The sequence below is a fragment of the Paenibacillus sp. F024 genome (genome assembly GCF_057814255.1).
On the sequence record NZ_JBVASZ010000002.1, the window covers coordinates 174,634 to 192,003 of the forward strand.

Sequence of the window (17,370 nt, forward strand, 5' to 3'; positions counted from 1 at the left end):
ATTACTTAAGAAACAGCTTCAGCATCCCGGGCAGTTCGTTCTGCCAGAAGCCCCACAAATGCTTTCCGGGCTTTTCCTCATAGTTCATCGGGCAGCTCCTCGCTTCGAGGAGCTGCTTGGTCATTCGGTTAGCTGCCACAAAATCAAAGGTTCCCCGCTCCGTATGGACTTCTGTTTCATCCAACCCCACCACCATGGACAGTTTAAGCCAAGATAAATCGGTTTCCTGTGCAACACGGTCCCGAGTCGATTGGAAAAATGCCCCCGATAAGGATATTACTTTGCAAAATAGGCTAGGATAATCTAAGGCGAGATGCAAGGATACGGTTCCCCCTAACGAATCGCCTGCGACAATCCGTTCGTTTAATTCCCGCCTAACAGGGTAATGATTTTCAAGGAAGGGCACCAGCTCCATGGCGAAAAAGCGGCAGTATGCAGCAAATCTGTCGCCTTCAGGTGCGTACTCCGATGTACGGACCGACTTATCCACATCCACGCCGACGATCAGAGCCGGCTCTACATTTTCGTCATAAATCAATCGGTTCATGGTGGTGGCGATCCGGCCGAAATTGAAAAAGTCCTCGCCGTCCTGACAGTAAATTACAGGATAAGATAACAGCTCATTGTAACCGGGAGGAAGATAAATTCGCAAGGAACGATCTTCACCGAGTTCCGTGGAAAATAGGGTTTCTTTGACAATGGTTCGCTTGTAGTACAAGCTGTCATCCATGGGAGTCATCCCCTTTGTATTATAATAGTTTTGTCGAAAAGCTGTATCTGTATCACTTATTTTTAACATCTGTTATAGTAATATGCATGCGGACATTTCATATTTTTCAAGTAAGTTCTTGTCTTGTTGATGAAAACAGGTTTATAATAATAGTATAACAGAATTTTTTAAAAATCGACATTTCATGCTTTTTAAAATCTATCTTTGAGGTGAATTTGATCATGAGCAAGCCGTATATAGTTGACGTGCAAGAAGTTCAGCCGTTGTCCGTTCTGGCCGAGGATGGTACGGTAGTCAATCCGGAAGCGATGCCGAAGCTCTCCGACGATCAGTTGAAGGAAGTTATGCGCCGCATGGTATTTACACGGACATGGGACCAGCGCGCCGTAAACTTGACCCGTCAGGGCCGTCTCGGTTTTTATGCGCCGGTTTCGGGTCAGGAAGCGACGATGATCGGCAGTGAGTTCGCTTTGAATAAGGATGATTTCATCTGTCCTGGATATCGTGATATGCCGCAGATCGTGTGGCACGGTTTGCCGATGTACCAAGCGTTTTTGTATTCCAGAGGACATCAGCACGGCGGTCAAATTCCCGAGGATGTACACGTGCTGATGCCGCAAATTATTATCGGGGCACAGTATTTGCACGCAATGGGTGTAGCAATGGCGTTCAAACAGCGCGGTGAAAAGCGTGTCTCCATCACATATACCGGCGACGGAGGTTCCTCCGAAGGCGACTTCTATGAAGCGATGAACTTTGCCGGGGCTTTCAAACTGCCTTCCATTTTCGTGGTTCAAAATAACGGTTATGCCATCACGACTCCGTTCTCCAAGCAAACGGCTGCGTTGTCCGTAGCTCACAAAGCGGTAGCGGCAGGGATTGAGGGCGTACAAGTAGACGGTATGGATGTGCTTGCTGTCATCAAAGCGGTACAGGATGCAGCGGAGCGCGGACGCAATGGTGAGGGAGCGACGCTGATTGAGGCGGTCACGTACCGGTTCCTGCCGCATTCCATGTCTGGCGACGACCCGTCCAAATACCGTACGAAAGAAGAAACGGCAGAATGGGAGCAGAAGGACCCGTTGAACCGTTTCCGCAACTATCTCGTGAGCAAAGGCCTGTGGTCGGAAGAGGAAGAGGCCGCTGTGATCGAGGATGCAAAGAATACGGTGGCAGAGCAAATCAAGAAAGCCGAGCAAACGGAAAAAATGACGGTGCCGGGTCTCATCGACAGCATGTTCGAAACGACGCCGCAGCCTTTGGAAGAGCAGAAAACGGATTACTTAGCGTAAAGGGGAGGAACAATCAGCCATGGCTCAAATGACAATGATTCAAGCGATCAAGGACGCGATGCGGGTTGAGCTTCAGCGCGATCCTAACGTGGTAATATTCGGTGAAGACGTAGGTAAGGTCGGGGGCGTGTTCCGGGCTACGGAAGGGCTTCAGGCGGAATTCGGGGAAAATCGTGTATTCGATACTCCGCTGGCGGAATCGGCGATCGGCGGGATGGCGGTCGGAATGGCTGTTCAAGGGTTCAGACCGATCATGGAAATCCAGTTTATCGGGTTTATCTTTGAAGCGTTCGATCAAATTGCCGTTCAGGCAGCACGGATGCGTTACCGTTCAGGCGGTCGCTACAACGCTCCGATTGTAGTTCGCACACCGTTTGGCGGCGGAGTAAAGGCGGCGGAGCTGCATACAGATTCGCTTGAGGGTCTTATGGTGCAAACGCCGGGGATCAAAGTTGTCGTACCGTCCAATCCTTATGATGCGAAGGGCCTGCTGATTTCGGCTATTCGCGACAATGACCCGGTCTTTTTCATGGAGCACTTGAATTTATACCGTTCGTTCCGCGCCGAAGTGCCGGAAGGCGAATATACCGTTCCGATCGGCAAAGCCAATGTGGTGCGCGAAGGCTCCGATGTCACCATCATCACTTACGGAGCTATGGTGCATACCTCGCTGAAGGCCGCGGAAGAATTGGAAAAATCCCGCGGAGCGAAGGTCGAGGTCATCGATCTGCGCACGCTGGTGCCCCTTGACATCGATACGATCGTGGAATCGATCAAAAAGACGAACCGTGCGATCGTTGTACAGGAAGCGCAAAGAACGGCCGGGGTTGCGGCAGAGGTTATTGCTCAGATCAACGAAAAGGCGATCTTGCATCTTGAAGCACCTGTGCTGCGCGTAGCTCCTCCGGATACGGTATATCCTTTCGCGCAAGTGGAGGATCAATGGCTTCCGAACCCGGCGCGCATTGTTGCCGGCTTGAATAAAGTGCTGGATTTCTAATTCCGATAAATCGTAAGGACGGTGAGTGACCGATGGCAAAGTTTGAATACCGTTTTCCCGAGCTGGGTGAAGGGATTCACGAGGGCGAGATTGTCAAGTGGCATGTAAAGCCCGGAGATACGGTAAATGATGAAACGATCCTGATGGACGTTCAAAACGATAAATCGACTGTAGAAGTACCTTCCCCGGTAGAAGGGAAAATCGTCGAGCTGAAGGTCGGCGAAGGTACAGTATGTACGGTTGGCGATGTGATCGCCATTATGGAAGTGGAAGGCGAAGTGCCTCAAAGCGCAGGCGGACACGGCGAAGCTCCGAGTGCAACGCCTGCTGCTGGCGAAGCGGAGGCGTCTGCTGCCAAAGGCGGAACGGACACCGGCGCAGAATGTGCAGTTGGCGGAGCTGTTGCGGCGAATGTGAACGCAGCGAAGCTGGATACGCCAATGGCAGACGGCGCGTCTGCTTCCGAAGAAGCGGCGGCCAAAAGCGACAAGCGTGAGGTCTTGGCTACTCCGAGCGTACGAAAGCTCGCTCGTGAGAAGGGCGTGAACATCGCGGAAGTTACGGCAACCGGGAAGAACGGGCGCGTAACGAAGGAAGATGTCCTTGGCTTTGTAAACGGCGGCGGCAAGCCTGCTGCGCAGGAAGCGGCGGAAGCGGCGGCTCCAGCTGCGTCGAAAGCGGCCCCTGCGGCATCGGCTGCCGTGAGCGGGGACCGCGAGGAAGAGCGCGTGCCGCTCAAGGGCATCCGCAAGGCTATCGCCAATGCGATGGTAAAAAGTGTTTACACAGCGCCTCATGTGACGCTGATGGACGAGGTCGACGTGACACAGCTCGTCGCGCTTCGTACCAAAGCCAAGCCGATCGCCGAGAAGAAAGGCGTCAAGCTGACTTACCTTCCGTTCATTGTGAAGGCACTGGTTGCCGCTGCACGTCAATTCCCAGTGATGAACGCGATGATCGACGAAGAAAAGCAAGAGATCGTCTACAAAAAGTACTACAACATCGGGATTGCTACGGATACGGATAACGGTCTTATCGTTCCAGTGATTCCGGATGCCGACCGCAAGAGCATGTGGACAATCGCCGAGGCGATTAAGGATTTGGCGGCCCGCGGCCGTGATGGCAAACTGGGACCTAGCGAGCTGAGAGGCTCGACCATCACCATTACCAACATTGGCTCCGCCGGCGGCATGTTCTTTACACCGGTGATCAACTTCCCTGAGGTGGCGATTCTTGGTACAGGCCGCATTACGGAAAAGCCGGTGGTGAAGAATGGAGAAATCGTTGTCGCTCCTGTAATGGCCTTGTCCTTAAGCTTCGATCACCGTATTATCGACGGTGCTACGGCACAAAACTTTTTGAATTATATCAAGCAGCTGCTGGCCGATCCGGAACTGCTTGTCATGGAGGTGTAATCCGCTATGGTAGTTGGAGATGCATCGGTTGAAATCGATGTGCTTGTCATCGGAGCGGGTCCCGGCGGATATGTCGCGGCCATCCGTGCTTCCCAGCTTGGCAAGAGCGTGCTGGTGGTGGACAAGGCGGAGCTCGGAGGGGTCTGCTTGAACCGCGGCTGCATTCCGTCCAAAGCCTTGATTTCCGCAGCGCATCAGTACGAGCTGGTCAGTCATGCCGAATCGATCGGCATCTCGGCAGAGAATGTCAGTGTCGATTTTAACAAAGTCCAAGAGTGGAAAAACGGCATCGTCAAAAAGCAATCCGGCGGTGTAGGCATGCTGCTCAAGGGTAATAAAGTACAGGTGTTTAACGGCGAGGCGTTGTTTATCAACGAGCATGAAGCCCGCGTATTTAACGATAACGAAACGGCACGTTACCGCTTCAACCACTGCATCATAGCGACGGGTTCTCGTCCGATTGAGCTCAAGGCGTTCCCGTTCGGGGGCAGGGTGATCTCTTCCACAGAGGCACTGTCCCTAAGCGAAATTCCAAAGAGCATGGTCGTCATCGGCGGAGGCTATATCGGAATCGAGCTTGGACAAACCTTTGCCAAGTTCGGTACGAAGGTTACGGTGCTTGAAGGCTCGGACACCATTCTTCCTGGCTTTGAGAAGGATCTTTCCCAGCCTGTAGCACGCAACCTGAAAAAGCTGGAAGTGGACGTCGTTACGGAAGCGATGGCACAGGGCTGCGAGCAAACCGATAAGGATGTTACGGTAACCTACACGGTGAAGGGCGAGGAAAAGAAGGTAACGGCTGACTACGTTCTGGTAACGGTAGGCCGTCGTCCCAACACGGACGGCGACCTTTCCCTGGAGCTTGCTGGTGTGGAAATCGGAGAGCGCGGCCTGATCAAGGTAAACGAAAAATGCCAAACGAACGTGCCGCATATTTATGCAATTGGTGATATCGTTCCGGGTCCGGCTCTTGCCCACAAAGCTTCTTACGAAGCGAAAGTGGCGGCGGAATCGATCGCAGGGCTGCCGAGCGTAGTGGACTATAAGGTTATTCCGGCCGTCGTATTCTCCGATCCGGAAATTGCGGGCGTTGGACTTAGCGAGACAGAAGCCAAAGAAAAGGGCATCAATGTCGTCGTAGGAAAGTTCCCGTATGGAGCTAACGGACGCGCGCAGTCGATGAATGCTACTGACGGTTTCGTGAAGCTGATCGGCGACAAAGACACCGGCCTGTTGGTCGGCGGCTATGTTGTCGGTGCAGAAGCATCCAATCTGATTGCCGAGCTGACGCTGGCCATCGAGATGGGGGCTACGCTTGAAGACATTGCTCTTACGATTCACGCGCACCCGACGCTTGGCGAGATCACGATGGACGCCGCCGAAGGCGCGCTTGGCCATCCGATTCACCAGTTAGGGAAGTAAGAATGAAATCAAAAGCCGAGGATGGAGGCATTCCGTCTGTCCCCGGCTTTTTTGCCGTTTAAGCAAATCATCCCGCTGCTTCGGGCATGTTATTGATAAGCACACTTCGTTATACTTAAAGCAGAGGTGTTTGGTTGGCAGGTCAGAGTCTCTAAACGTCATCTACTGTTGTCGTTTACTATCATCGGAGTTTGACGGCAACCTTCCCGTTTAGCCAGAGATTGGACACTGAATGAGCCGCTGTCGGTTTGTTGCGAGTTCGTGTAGGCTGTCGATTAAGGATAGATCCATGCTTTGTTGCTTTTTCTGAAACAGGTGGTCTGCGAACAGACGCTGCACTTGAGCTTCGGCTTCCGGTTAGGTCCGATTTGTCCCTTTCTTTCTTTTCTTGAATCGGGATTCTGTGAATCGGGGCACCGGATGCCGTCAGTGTAAGGGCTTTGGTGGACTGGTTATATTCCAGCTGACAAGCCTGTCCCTGACTCAATCCAAGCCTCGCGGCGGTTGCTGCGGAAATCCGAAAATCCTTATCCAGCTCATTATTTGGCACGATCAATCTCAGCTTGGCGGTGACAGGGCCGCGAATTAGCGTTACTATAGCAGGAAGCTTTGCAGCCATACCGAGCATGCAGAGCTGTGCATAACCGATCGTAACCGCAGGCGCCTTATGCTTCCGTCGGACGATTTGAAGCGGAACCTGGATTCGGCTCACCAAGGCTCGCGTGAGGACAAGCGTTTTGCTCAGCTCATCATATTGTATCTGATAACGCGCCCCATCCCGCAGTTCCAGCGCTTCTGCGATTGCTGTCCCGACCTCGATATAGTGGAAGCCGCATTCATCTCCCTGTCCCCGGCGGATCAAGACTTGGCGCTCCGCTTCGTCTTTTTTAACTGTCACTACAGCTCCATCATGAAGCTCATGCAGATCGTGGGGAAATCCGTTCATGCAGTTTAGGACGAGAATCATTTCGTCTTTAGGCAATGGTTTTGAAACCGACACGTCTACGATTCCCGCCATTTTATCCATATCCTTTCAGATGCGTATTTTCTTTTTTATCCTTTGTCCTATTTTATGTATAGAGGTTTCTTAGGGTTTGTATTTTTGTCCGTATAAACATGTTCCGGCATGTCCGAGAAAGCCAAAAGGATGTATAATAAAGAAAATGATTAAGGAAGTAAAAGGGCGTGTTCAATGATGCAAGCGCATACCTGTTTTTTACAGAATGGGAACATAAACGTGCTTTGGGGTACTGGACGGTGGCTGAGCCGTGTCGTCAAGTGAATGTCAGATGAGCTCAAGCTCACCTGCGGAGCTCATGAAGAACAGATCCTTTGTAGGCATTGACGGCTGTGCATCGGGCTGGGCAGCCGTGGAGCTGACGCTTGACGGGAGCTGGACAGCCGCTGTGTTCGCAACCTTGGAGAGTCTCTGGGCAGCGTATCGGCAGTCAGAGCTATTGCTGATTGATATGCCGATCGGTATGGCTGACGGAAGTGAGCCGCGACGCTGTGACGTAATGGCACGGGAAATGCTGAAGCCTGGACGGGCATCCAGCATATTCCCTGCTCCTGTACGAGAGGTGCTGAGCGCTTCGGACTATACGCAAGCGAATGCGGTGCAGCGCAGGCTTAGCGGCCGAGGCTTATCGCGCCAATCCTGGGCGCTCGTGCCGAAGATTCGCGCGCTCGATGATCTGCTTCACAAGGATGAGGCGGCCCGGTTAAGGTTCCGCGAGTCACATCCGGAATTATGCTTCGCCCGGCTCTTTGGTGCTCCAATGCGGAATGGAAAGAAGAACCATGCGGGCTTTGACGAGCGAATGGAGTATTTGCGAGGAGTATATCCACAAGCGGATGATGTCGTCGATGAGCTGATGCTGCGATATCCTCGCAAAGCGGCTGCCCGTGACGATATCGTTGATGCGCTCGTGCTCGCGGTAACGGCATGGCTGAGCGGCGGCAGTCTGAAGCAGCTGCCCGAGGGCGGAGACCGGGACCGTATGGGAATGCAAAGGACAATAGCATATTATTGTTTTCTTAAAAGATGAAAGGTTGGAAAAGAAATGCCGAATCATTGGGCTAAAATGATGGTTGAAAAGGCTGCAGACGGTATTTGCCTTTGTAAATGGGATGGCCGTCAACTCACGGTCGAAGAGGCAAATCCGGCTTTTTTCCAGATCATCGGCTATTCAAAAGAAGAACTTTGGACGGATTCCTTTCTATCTTTTCTATCGGTTGAATACAGGGAGTGGGTATTAAAGCGTTTGGAGTTTTTTGAGCATGATGATATCCTGTTCTCAGAAGCGAGATGGACCGTGAAGCACGGCCTTCAAGTGGACGTGGAGCTTTCTTTACGCGAAACGGTTAGGGATGGAGTCTATTACTATGTTATGGTTGTTCGTGACGTCAGCGACAAGAAATGGATTTTGCGGCAAGGGGCGGGATACGATGTAAGCGGAACGCTTACAGAGAAGTTCCGCATTATCGATTGCTCACTCCACTCTGCATTGTTGGATTTACACAAAAAAGACTTGATCGCGCAGCCGTTTCTTTCTTTTGTCGGTTCAAGACATCTGCTTCAAGTAAGGCACTCGCTTCGCCAGGCCTTATGGTCCGGGTCCAGCTTCAGTATGACGCTGGATTGGGTCCATAACAACCAAAAAGCCAGTATCGAGTTTCGCTTTAAACCAATATTAAACGGCAGGAAAGAAGTCGCACGAATTGCATTTGTCGGAAGAAGCTTAACGCAGGAGCAACCACAAAAGCAGTCCGGATTGGCTCATGCGCTGCGGATGCTGATGGCGGAACGTCATATGACGGCAACCAAGCTTTCTGAGCTCACTGGTCTTTCCATAGGAACGATCTCCAAAATGAGAAACGGAAAAATCACGAATCCGCATAAATATTCCATACAATGTATTGCGGATGCTCTAAGTGTTCATATCAGCGAGCTTTGGCGCGATTAAACTTGTAAAGTTATGTAAAAATATATGAAAATAATGCAATCTTTTATCCTTTTTGTCGAAATTTAGCGAAAAACTCACACCTGAAATACATTCAACAAGCATAGATTAGTCCTTTTGTTTTAGACAATGTTGTCGGTTGTCTATATACTTGATTATAATTTAATTAAAATCACATATTCATTACGATAAATGGCAAACTTGTCGAAAGGCAAGGACGCAAAGCAATGGGCCTAAGGTTAGCAATCTAAGCTATGGCAGCCATGCCGCCGATAATGGGAGGATACATGACTCAATGCACCTTTCCCCGGCTGGAGAAAGGTGCATTTTTTCTTCATTACGATATGCTTGATCCCTTGAAAGGAGGTAGTCCCGATGTCCGACTCTATTACGGAAATTGAATTGGTCAAAATGATAAAATCCATGGCGCTGGATTCTACGGAGAATGTTACCGATTTGTCGGATTATTCCAAAGAGGAAGACTTCGGCAATGAGGGAGGGAATAAGAGCCTTAGTTGGTTCAGGGTAAGCGGAAATGAAATTTTTGTGCATACCTCGGATGAAGTTACATCACCTCTTACCATTGAAGCTATACCTCCGGTCAAGCTAACTGTAAATGGAGAAGCGGTATCCGGTGTAGTCACCGTAACATCTGAAGACAAGCTGAAATGGTCCATAGAGGAATCTCCTTTATTTGAAATCCAGGTATCCGAAGATCATATGCTAGCCTACTTGATTGTACGTTCACCTGTAAGGTATGTATGGAAGCTTAGCGAGTGTGAGCCTGCCGCCCACCTGGTTCTTAGAGCGGAGGAGGATCAATCGATCATACTTAACAAGCTTGAGCTTAACGATATTATCTATGAACTGGATCGTTTGTCGATCACGAAAAACCGGAATATCGGGGCTATTTTTGAAGAAGTTCATAACCCGACATTCGAACCGATTCTGATCGCACGGGGAAAGCCTCCCGTTCCGGGAAAGGATGCGGAACTGCAGCTGTTTTTCACAGAACAAGTGGAAACTCAGTATGTGGAAATCGGCGGCGTGATCGATTATAGAAATCATTTAAATATTCCTTCGGTAACCCCTGGAGATGTGATCGCCCGAAAAACTCCGCCGGAAGAAGGGACCGTCGGCTACGACGTTTACGGTAATTTTATTCGTCCGAATGAACCGCAGGACATTGTTATTGTAGCCAAAGACGGGGTGCAAATTCGGGAGGACGGCTTTGTTATCGCTCTTAGCGAAGGAAGACCGCGCATTACAGGCAACCAAACGAAGTTTTTTGATATTACCAAGGCATTTATCGTTCCCGGCGATGTCAATATTGAAACGGGACATATCGTTTTTTCCGGTGACATTATCGTGTATGGTAACGTTATGGAGAATATGATCGTAGAGTCGCTTGGTAATGTATATATATCCGGAAGTGTGTACAACGCCACTGTCACGGCAACCGGAAGTATTCGCATTCAAGGCAACGCCATCAAAAGCAACCTATACTCCGGTTATTTCGGGGTATTGTATAACCGTCTTTATAACAATTCGAAATTGTTAATGTCCCAATTCGAGCAGCTGCTCGAAGCAGCGAAGCTTCTCTCCGATATGGTGGAGAAGAAGGGGCAGAAGCCTCATTACGGACAAATTATACTACTGCTTGTGGAGAACAAGTTTAAAGACCTTACCAAGCTGATCAAAGAAGCATTATCGGTCATTATTAATATCAGGTCACGGGACAAGACGGCCTGGTTGAATCTGAAAGACATGCTGGAGCGATTTCTACAGCTCTCGAGAATGCCTCAAATGATCTCTAACGGTACGGTACTCGGCATTTTGAACTCTCTTAAGGAAACGGTGCAGCACGTTGGGAGCATGCAGGAAGCCAAAGTGAGGATCGATATGGGGCAATGCCATCTATCGACACTTAAATCTAACGGTGACATTTTGATCCGAAAAGAAGGGGTTTTGCAAAGCGACCTGTACTCAGCGGGCAACATTGTATTTTATGATAAAGATGCCGTATGCCGAGGCTCTCGTTTGGAAGCGGATGGCATCATCTCTGCAATGATGGTTGGCGGTCAAACGGGAGCTCCGTCGGTACTCAAATCCAAGACGAAAATCATGCTGAAGAGCATGAGCTCCGGAAGAGTATGCATAGGAAATTATTGCATCGAAATTCTGGATAGCATTGAGGATCAGACGATCGATATGGATTGGATTAAGAGTCGCGTATATGCCGCAAGAGGCATTCAAAATCCACAGACTAATGGTAAATTGGCGTGATGAAGAACGAAAAAGAAGTAAATCCGTTGATGGAAATGTCGCATCTCTTGGGCAAGAGGTTGAATAAAAATATATATAATCGATATGGACTATTAATTCTTCCGGCTTCCTCCATTCTTACAACGGAACATATTTTATCGCTTCATGAGCATGACCTAAAGCTTAGCAGTACAGATGTGATTCTTCCGAAAATTGAGCCTGAAAAGCTCGTAAGATTTGCTATCCATGAGATGAAGGAGATGTTTGTAGATATCCGTACCGCCGGTCGGGTACCTATTGAGAAAGTATGCCGTACGGTGCTCCCAGCCCTCATGCGTATTACGAGCGATTCGGACACGTATCGTATATTGTTGGCGCTGGAGCAGCAGGATGAGGACACGTTTAAGCACAGTGTCGGAGTCAGTGTATTGGCGGGTTTAATCGGCAAATGGCTCGGATTATCCGTGAATGAGCGGGTGCGTGTCAGCCTGGCGGGTTTGCTGCATGATGTGGGCAAGCTGTTTGTTCCGCAATCGATCCTTCAAAAGCCGGGCAAATTAAATGAAGACGAATACCGCGAAGTGAAGCGTCACTCTCAGTACGGTTATGATCTTCTTGTTCGCGAAGCGGGTTTGGATCCGCATGTTGCTTTGGCTGCGCTGCAGCACCATGAACGGGAGGATGGCAGCGGGTACCCTGCCGGATTGACCGGAAACCGACTGGAACTCGTTAGTAAAATCGTAGCCGTCGCCGACGTGTTTCATGCGATGTCTTCAAAAAGGGCGTACCGAAACGCATTGCCTTTATTTGATGTTCTCCAAAGTATTGCTGATCATGCTTATGGTATGCTGGAGCCGGGGATTGTTCGCTGCTTTATCCGGCATGTGACCGAATGCACGATTGGCAGTCATGTCGCCTTGTCGGATGGAACGCAAGCCACCATTGTGATGGTGCGGGAGGCCGATCCTTTTCGCCCCTTGGTGCATGGAGCCGGTGGGTTTATCGACCTGAGGGAGTGCCCGGGTTTGAAGATCGGAAGGCTAAGCGATGGAGGAACCGTTTCCGTATAGTTGAAATTGTGTAGGGCGCCGGGCGGATTACCGCTGATCGGGCGCTTTTTCAATTTGCGGCTTACGACTATCGTCATTAATGAATATAGTCGTGATTATGCCATGTTAAGGATGAAGAAGGATCAGGAAAGTCATATCGGGTTAGAGGAGATCATATAATACCCATTACAGGAGAATGAAGACGTTTTCGGACAACCTTGGCACAAGAAGGCGATCCGAAGGCGGTTGCCATTCGCAGCAAGACATGACTAGCCTGATGTGGAGGTGGTTTCTATGACCAGCAAACCTTGGCTCAAGCATTACCCGGCTGAGGTGCCACCGACCTTTGATTATCCGAAGCAGAACCTGGCACATTTCTTAAAGGAGTCCGCCCAAGCCTATCCGAAGCATGCCGCTTTAGATTTTATGGGCAAAAAGTTGTCTTATCGGGAACTGCTCGATGCAGCCTACCGGTTTGCGAATACGCTGATCCGGCTCGGAATTCGAAAGGGTCATCGTGTAGCGATAATGCTTCCCAATTGCCCGCAAGCTGTGATTTCTTACTTTGGCACTCTTCTCATGGGCGGAGTGGTTGTCATGACCAACCCGATGTACACGCCGCGTGAGCTGGAGCACCAGATCAAGGACTCGGGGGCGAGCGTGATTGTGACATTGGATTTATTGTTCGACCAGGTGAATCAGATAAAGGAGAAAGCGGATATCCGCCATATTATTGTAACGTCTCTCAAGGATTATTTGCCGGTACCTCAAAATTGGCTGTATCCTGTTTTTGCCAAGCTTAAAAGGATGAATCGAGAGGTCATTTACGGTAATGGCGTATATTCTTTTGTCAAGCTGTTAGACCGGGCATCTCCTGAGCCGTGCGGCGTGAAGCTGGATGCGGAGCATGATCTGGCACTGATTCAGTACACGGGCGGGACGACAGGTCAGGCTAAAGGCGTGATGCTTACTCATTTTAATTTGGTTGCCAATACGATTCAAAACCGACTCTGGGCTTACCGCTGCAAGCAGGCCGGTGAGGTTTATTTATCTGTGCTGCCTTTCTTCCATGTGTTCGGCTTAACGGTGCTGATGAACCAATCGGTATATTTGGCTGGAAAGCTGGTGCTGCTGCCGCGCTTTGACGTCACCATGCTGCTTGAGACCGTACGTCGTGTGAAGCCGACGGTATTCCCAGGCACCCCGACGATGTATATGAGTTTGATCCAGAATGCCCAGACCGTGCGCACCAATTTATCGTCACTGGAGGTATGTATCAGCGGCGCGGCTCCTCTTCCGTTGGAGCTTCAGCAAAGGTTTGAAGCCATGACGGGCGCCAGGCTGGTGGAAGGATATGGCTTAACAGAAACATCACCGGTTACTCATGCGAACAACATATGGGAGAAACGCAAAATCGGATCGATCGGCATCCCTTTTCCCGACACGGAAGCACGGATCGTTGATCCGGATCAGGGAACGGAGCTGCCGGCAGGGGAGATCGGAGAACTGGTCATTCGAGGACCTCAGGTGATGAAAGGCTACTGGAACCGTCCGGAGGAATCGGCATCCGCTTTGCGGGACGGCTGGCTGTATACCGGAGATATGGCCACAATGGATGAAGACGGATTTTTTACTATATTGGACCGGAAAAAGGATATCATCATTGCCGGAGGCTATAATATTTATCCGCGTGAAGTCGAAGAGGTGCTCTATGAGCATCCCGAGGTCGAAGAGGCCGTGGTGGCGGGGGTGAGCGACCCGTATCGCGGAGAAACGGTGAAAGCCTATTTGGTGATGAACAAGAACGGTGAAGCCGATGCGGAAGAATTGAACCGCTGGTGCCGGCAGCGGCTTGCAGCTTATAAGGTGCCTCATGTGTATGAATTCCGCCATTCGCTCCCCAAATCTTTGATAGGTAAGGTATTGCGCAAAAGGCTTGTGGAAGAAGAATTGGAGAGGATGAATGACGACGATGATACGCAGGATAGTTGAATGAGGAAGAAGTATATCGAGTCACGCCGTTTGAATTCATTGATGATCGAGGTGAGCTATGGCCATTCGGGATGAGCTCCAACGACTTGTGGATCGAATGAACGGCAGTCCTGAGGCGTTCCGGACGCTGCATGCGGTATATCAATTCAATATGGCAGAGGATAACGTCTTGCAGGTACGTTTTCATGCAGGACAGGTGGATCTATTGGAGGGGATGCCTTATTCTGCGGACTGCAAGCTGACGATGACGGAGGGGATGCTTCGTAAGCTGATGAACCGTCAACTGAACGCGGCAGCCGCATACATGTCGGGGGATCTGAAAATAGAAGGAAAAATGACGGTCGCTTTCCGGCTGCAGGAGGTTCTGAAGGCTTATTCATAAGGCTGTTGGCTTAGAAAAATTGGTGATGCCCCCAATTCCATTGGATCGGGGGCTGTTGCTATGAATTCCATTTGAAATATGAGTCGATTCGAATTATATCTTTTGCTCAAGCTGCGGTGAATCTCCATTAAAATTTTGAATAAATAATGAGGTTAAATCAGGATCCCACTGGGTTCCGCGACCTTCCTTCAAAATGTTCATGGCTTTCTCCACACTCATTCCTTTACGGTATGGCCGGTCGGATGTCATGGCGTCAAAGGCATCCGCTATGGCGATAATTCTGCCCATTAACGGTATATTATCGCCTGCCAGCCCATCCGGATATCCGCCTCCGTCAAAACGCTCATGATGAGATCTTACTCCGGGCAATATTTCGGACATCGCTTTAGAGGGTTCGATTTGCCGTAAAATTTTTTCGCCGAGAACCGGATGAAGCTTAATGAGCTCGAATTCTTCATCCGATAACCGGCCTTCCTTCAGAAGAACGGTATCCCGAACCCCAATTTTGCCTATGTCATGCAGTAGAGCGGTTTTTTTCAGCACGTCTAAATAGTGCTCAGAGAAATTGGCCCATTGGCCAATTTGCAAGGAATACTTGGCAACTCGCTCGGAATGCCCTGCCGTATAAGGGTCACGGGCGTCGAGTGCCGCGGCAAGTGTAGTGAAGTAGCTTTGAATCAGCAGGTTGTTCATGTTTTCCCGCATCTTTAAGCCGCTCACCATATGATTAAATCCCGCCACCAGCTTGGAAAATTCATCGGAATATATGTCGGGTGTACGGACGTCGAAGTCTCCATTTTGCACGGAGCTCATGGATCGGATGATACTGCGGATCGGATGTTGTACTTCTCTTGACAGCACCCATGCACCGAGCGAAGAGAAAGCGATGCCTGTCAATAAGATGATGGTCGCCCAGTGCAAGTAATCGACTGTGTTTTGTTTTGGAAGTACATCTTCACGAATATACCCGCTCAAAATGAACAGGAATAAAGGAAATGCACCGATCAAGAAAGCACTAAACTGAAATTTCCGTTGTACGGAAACAAGAACCTTCCCGTTAAGGGACAGATCGGTTCCATAGCTATCGATGGAAAGCTGTCTGATGTACATGGCGAGCGGACGTATGGATTGGGCAGTAAGAAAGAACTCGATAAACGCGTGCATACATGCCACAAGCGGTACGCCGATGGCTGCCAGTAACAAATAGGAATAGGGAAGGACAACCCATCCTTGTTTAACACTATATATCAGCATGATGGTAGCAGGGATAGATAACCCAAACAAATGGGGCCCGAAAATACGCTTAATCGCAAGAATGGGGAAACGATGGGTGTGAAGATAAACGGATTCAAGCATTTCGAGGGAAGGCTTGTTTTGCTGGAACAAGGTTAGGATGGGGCGCAGATCCCGATTAAAAACATACAACTCTACAACCACCATAATCATCAGCGAGATGAACAGAATGGTGAATAATCTGATAGCTTCTTGACCTGACACTTGTAATGCAGAAAATATAAAAATACTTCCTACGCCTAATACCGCTGCCGTTGATCCGATGAGATAGTCTCTGATAAGTCGTCTGATAAAATTTTTATAAATCTGCAAAATATCGCCTTCTCCTTAGTTGATGTGGGTGGACACTAGGACATCTATTTACATTCAACAAACTACATTCAACAAATCTCGGCATAATCCTTCTTTCGGCGGGAAAAGTTAATCGTTTAACTAAATAAAGCAGGGGCTATTCGCTCCCTGCTTCTTGATCATTATTGTACCCAGTATTTGCCTATTAACATCCGCATGACTTTCTTGGAACCAAGGAAGTAGGGATTTGAACGTGTTTAAAATAACTCGGATTATTCATTTTGTTGACGAGTAAATCGAATGCGGTTCGACCTATCGTATCCGGCGGTAGACTAATGGTTGTGATCGGAGGATCGGTGACCGTAGCAGCTTCAAAATCACCAAATCCGATCAAGGCGATATCTTCTGGACATTTTAGCATTAAGCTGGTTAATGCTTTCATGGATCCAATGGTCATTAAGTCATTTAGGACGAATATGCAAGAAATGCTACTTTCGCGCATAAGCAGAGATTTAGTTGCATGATACCCGCCATCGACAGTGGCATGGCCCATTTCAAGATAATTTTCATTAAATGAAATGTTATATTCCTTAAGAGCAGTTCGATATCCCTCGATACGTTGATTCGTTGTTGTTACATTAGGCCTGGCATAAATTAAGCCAATATGCTTATGGCCGTGTTGAATCAGATGTAAAGCGGCGTCATAGCCGGCTTGAAAGTCATCGGCCGTCACTCTGGGCACATCGGTTATGTTCGGATCATAGCGGATAGCGAAAACCATCGGTACCTTTTGTTCCATTAATTTTAGATCAACGGTATTGTAGGTTGGTGACAAAATAATACCGTCTACTATGCTTGGCGACAAGAGCTGAATGGTTTCCCGTTCATAATTCGAGTCCTCATTCGTGTTTACAAAAAGCAGGCGAAATGCTAATTCTCGCGCACGGGCGCCTACCCCGTTTACAATTCCCGTAACGTATGAATCTGGAAAGGCAGATACGATTAAACCCGCTGTATTGGTTTTTTGCTGCCTTAAATTTTTAGCTCTAGTATCGGGAACATAATTATATTTTTCAATAGCTTGCATGATTAGTGTATATTTCTCTTTGGATATGCGTTTTGTACCGTTGATGACGTGAGAAACTGTTGCAGTGGAAACACCAGCTTCCTTCGCAATTTCTTTCATTGTTATTTTCATATCAGTCACCTTTATTAAAACGTTTTACTATTTTTGAAAAATCCTTATTAATTATAATTGAGTATAGCAAAACGAATT

General features: G+C 49.0%; 14 protein-coding genes and 1 riboswitch. Of the genes, 10 read left to right on the forward strand and 4 right to left on the reverse strand.

Features of this window, described 5'->3' with window-relative positions; translation table 11 throughout:
- Position 1: 1 nt before the first annotated feature.
- The gene (locus tag ACZYR9_RS04660) at positions 2-730 is read right to left on the reverse strand and encodes an alpha/beta hydrolase (RefSeq protein ID WP_488977297.1); all 729 of its coding nucleotides are present in this window, start codon (positions 728-730) and stop codon (positions 2-4) included.
- A 221-nt stretch (positions 731-951) separates the two neighbouring features.
- Here ACZYR9_RS04660 and pdhA point away from each other — a divergent pair, with 221 nt between their 5' ends.
- Genes pdhA through lpdA form a run of 4 tightly spaced genes read left to right on the forward strand, consistent with a single transcriptional unit; the run spans position 952 to position 5,859 of the window.
- On the forward strand, positions 952-2,022 hold the full coding sequence (gene pdhA, locus ACZYR9_RS04665; protein WP_488977298.1) for a pyruvate dehydrogenase (acetyl-transferring) E1 component subunit alpha: 1,071 nt from the start codon (positions 952-954) through the stop codon (positions 2,020-2,022).
- A gap of 19 nt (positions 2,023-2,041) precedes the next feature.
- A complete protein-coding gene (locus ACZYR9_RS04670) occupies positions 2,042-3,022 on the forward strand; it encodes an alpha-ketoacid dehydrogenase subunit beta (RefSeq protein ID WP_488977299.1) in 981 nt (326 codons plus the stop codon).
- A gap of 32 nt (positions 3,023-3,054) precedes the next feature.
- Positions 3,055-4,437 (forward strand): dihydrolipoamide acetyltransferase family protein, encoded by a 1,383-nt coding sequence (locus ACZYR9_RS04675; protein WP_488977300.1) that lies wholly within the window; start codon positions 3,055-3,057, stop codon positions 4,435-4,437.
- 6 nt (positions 4,438-4,443) lie between these two features.
- Positions 4,444-5,859 carry a dihydrolipoyl dehydrogenase gene (gene lpdA, locus ACZYR9_RS04680; RefSeq protein WP_488977301.1) on the forward strand — a complete coding sequence of 472 codons (1,416 nt, stop codon included), beginning with the start codon at positions 4,444-4,446 and terminating at the stop codon, positions 5,857-5,859.
- 181 nt (positions 5,860-6,040) lie between these two features.
- Here the strand turns inward: lpdA and ACZYR9_RS04685 are convergent, their stop codons facing one another.
- A complete protein-coding gene (locus tag ACZYR9_RS04685; protein WP_488977302.1) occupies positions 6,041-6,877 on the reverse strand; it encodes a hypothetical protein in 837 nt (278 codons plus the stop codon).
- Between the two features lie 298 nt (positions 6,878-7,175).
- Between ACZYR9_RS04685 and ACZYR9_RS04690 the strand changes: the two genes are divergently transcribed.
- The 6 genes from ACZYR9_RS04690 to ACZYR9_RS04715 all read left to right on the forward strand — a co-directional run bounded on the left by ACZYR9_RS04690 (position 7,176) and on the right by ACZYR9_RS04715 (position 14,510).
- Entirely contained in the window at positions 7,176-7,907 is a 732-nt protein-coding gene (locus ACZYR9_RS04690; RefSeq protein ID WP_488977303.1) for a DUF429 domain-containing protein, read from the forward strand.
- 15 nt (positions 7,908-7,922) lie between these two features.
- Complete coding sequence (locus ACZYR9_RS04695) at positions 7,923-8,825, forward strand: helix-turn-helix domain-containing protein (RefSeq protein ID WP_488977304.1); 903 nt, start codon at positions 7,923-7,925, stop codon at positions 8,823-8,825.
- Positions 8,826-9,006: 181 nt separating this feature from the next.
- A riboswitch (cyclic di-GMP riboswitch) is annotated at positions 9,007-9,096 on the forward strand.
- A gap of 101 nt (positions 9,097-9,197) precedes the next feature.
- Positions 9,198-11,108, forward strand: coding sequence for a flagellar assembly protein A (locus ACZYR9_RS04700; RefSeq protein WP_488977305.1), 1,911 nt, complete (start codon positions 9,198-9,200; stop codon positions 11,106-11,108).
- Positions 11,108-12,157, forward strand: a complete 1,050-nt coding sequence (locus ACZYR9_RS04705) for an HD-GYP domain-containing protein (protein WP_488977306.1) — start codon at positions 11,108-11,110, stop codon at positions 12,155-12,157. Before ACZYR9_RS04700 ends, ACZYR9_RS04705 begins: the two co-directional genes overlap by 1 nt.
- Positions 12,158-12,430: 273 nt before the next feature.
- The gene (locus ACZYR9_RS04710) at positions 12,431-14,128 is read left to right on the forward strand and encodes an AMP-binding protein (RefSeq protein ID WP_488977307.1); all 1,698 of its coding nucleotides are present in this window, start codon (positions 12,431-12,433) and stop codon (positions 14,126-14,128) included.
- Between the two features lie 58 nt (positions 14,129-14,186).
- On the forward strand, positions 14,187-14,510 hold the full coding sequence (locus ACZYR9_RS04715) for an SCP2 sterol-binding domain-containing protein (RefSeq protein WP_488977308.1): 324 nt from the start codon (positions 14,187-14,189) through the stop codon (positions 14,508-14,510).
- A 93-nt stretch (positions 14,511-14,603) separates the two neighbouring features.
- Here the strand turns inward: ACZYR9_RS04715 and ACZYR9_RS04720 are convergent, their stop codons facing one another.
- Together ACZYR9_RS04720 and ACZYR9_RS04725 are read right to left on the reverse strand one after the other, a co-directional pair.
- Positions 14,604-16,115, reverse strand: a complete 1,512-nt coding sequence (locus ACZYR9_RS04720) for an HD domain-containing phosphohydrolase (protein WP_488977309.1) — start codon at positions 16,113-16,115, stop codon at positions 14,604-14,606.
- 184 nt (positions 16,116-16,299) lie between these two features.
- Positions 16,300-17,292 carry a LacI family DNA-binding transcriptional regulator gene (locus ACZYR9_RS04725; RefSeq protein ID WP_488977310.1) on the reverse strand — a complete coding sequence of 331 codons (993 nt, stop codon included), beginning with the start codon at positions 17,290-17,292 and terminating at the stop codon, positions 16,300-16,302.
- Between the last annotated feature and the right edge of the window lie 78 nt (positions 17,293-17,370).

Coding starts and splice junctions, on each gene's coding strand:
- ACZYR9_RS04660 (WP_488977297.1), bottom strand. CDS start 730: ATGGATGACAGCTTGTACTACAAGCGAACCATTGTCAAAGAAACCCTA.
- pdhA (WP_488977298.1), top strand. CDS start 952: ATGAGCAAGCCGTATATAGTTGACGTGCAAGAAGTTCAGCCGTTGTCC.
- ACZYR9_RS04670 (WP_488977299.1), top strand. CDS start 2,042: ATGGCTCAAATGACAATGATTCAAGCGATCAAGGACGCGATGCGGGTT.
- ACZYR9_RS04675 (WP_488977300.1), top strand. CDS start 3,055: ATGGCAAAGTTTGAATACCGTTTTCCCGAGCTGGGTGAAGGGATTCAC.
- lpdA (WP_488977301.1), top strand. CDS start 4,444: ATGGTAGTTGGAGATGCATCGGTTGAAATCGATGTGCTTGTCATCGGA.
- ACZYR9_RS04685 (WP_488977302.1), bottom strand. CDS start 6,877: ATGGCGGGAATCGTAGACGTGTCGGTTTCAAAACCATTGCCTAAAGAC.
- ACZYR9_RS04690 (WP_488977303.1), top strand. CDS start 7,176: ATGAAGAACAGATCCTTTGTAGGCATTGACGGCTGTGCATCGGGCTGG.
- ACZYR9_RS04695 (WP_488977304.1), top strand. CDS start 7,923: ATGCCGAATCATTGGGCTAAAATGATGGTTGAAAAGGCTGCAGACGGT.
- ACZYR9_RS04700 (WP_488977305.1), top strand. CDS start 9,198: ATGTCCGACTCTATTACGGAAATTGAATTGGTCAAAATGATAAAATCC.
- ACZYR9_RS04705 (WP_488977306.1), top strand. CDS start 11,108: ATGAAGAACGAAAAAGAAGTAAATCCGTTGATGGAAATGTCGCATCTC.
- ACZYR9_RS04710 (WP_488977307.1), top strand. CDS start 12,431: ATGACCAGCAAACCTTGGCTCAAGCATTACCCGGCTGAGGTGCCACCG.
- ACZYR9_RS04715 (WP_488977308.1), top strand. CDS start 14,187: ATGGCCATTCGGGATGAGCTCCAACGACTTGTGGATCGAATGAACGGC.
- ACZYR9_RS04725 (WP_488977310.1), bottom strand. CDS start 17,292: ATGAAAATAACAATGAAAGAAATTGCGAAGGAAGCTGGTGTTTCCACT.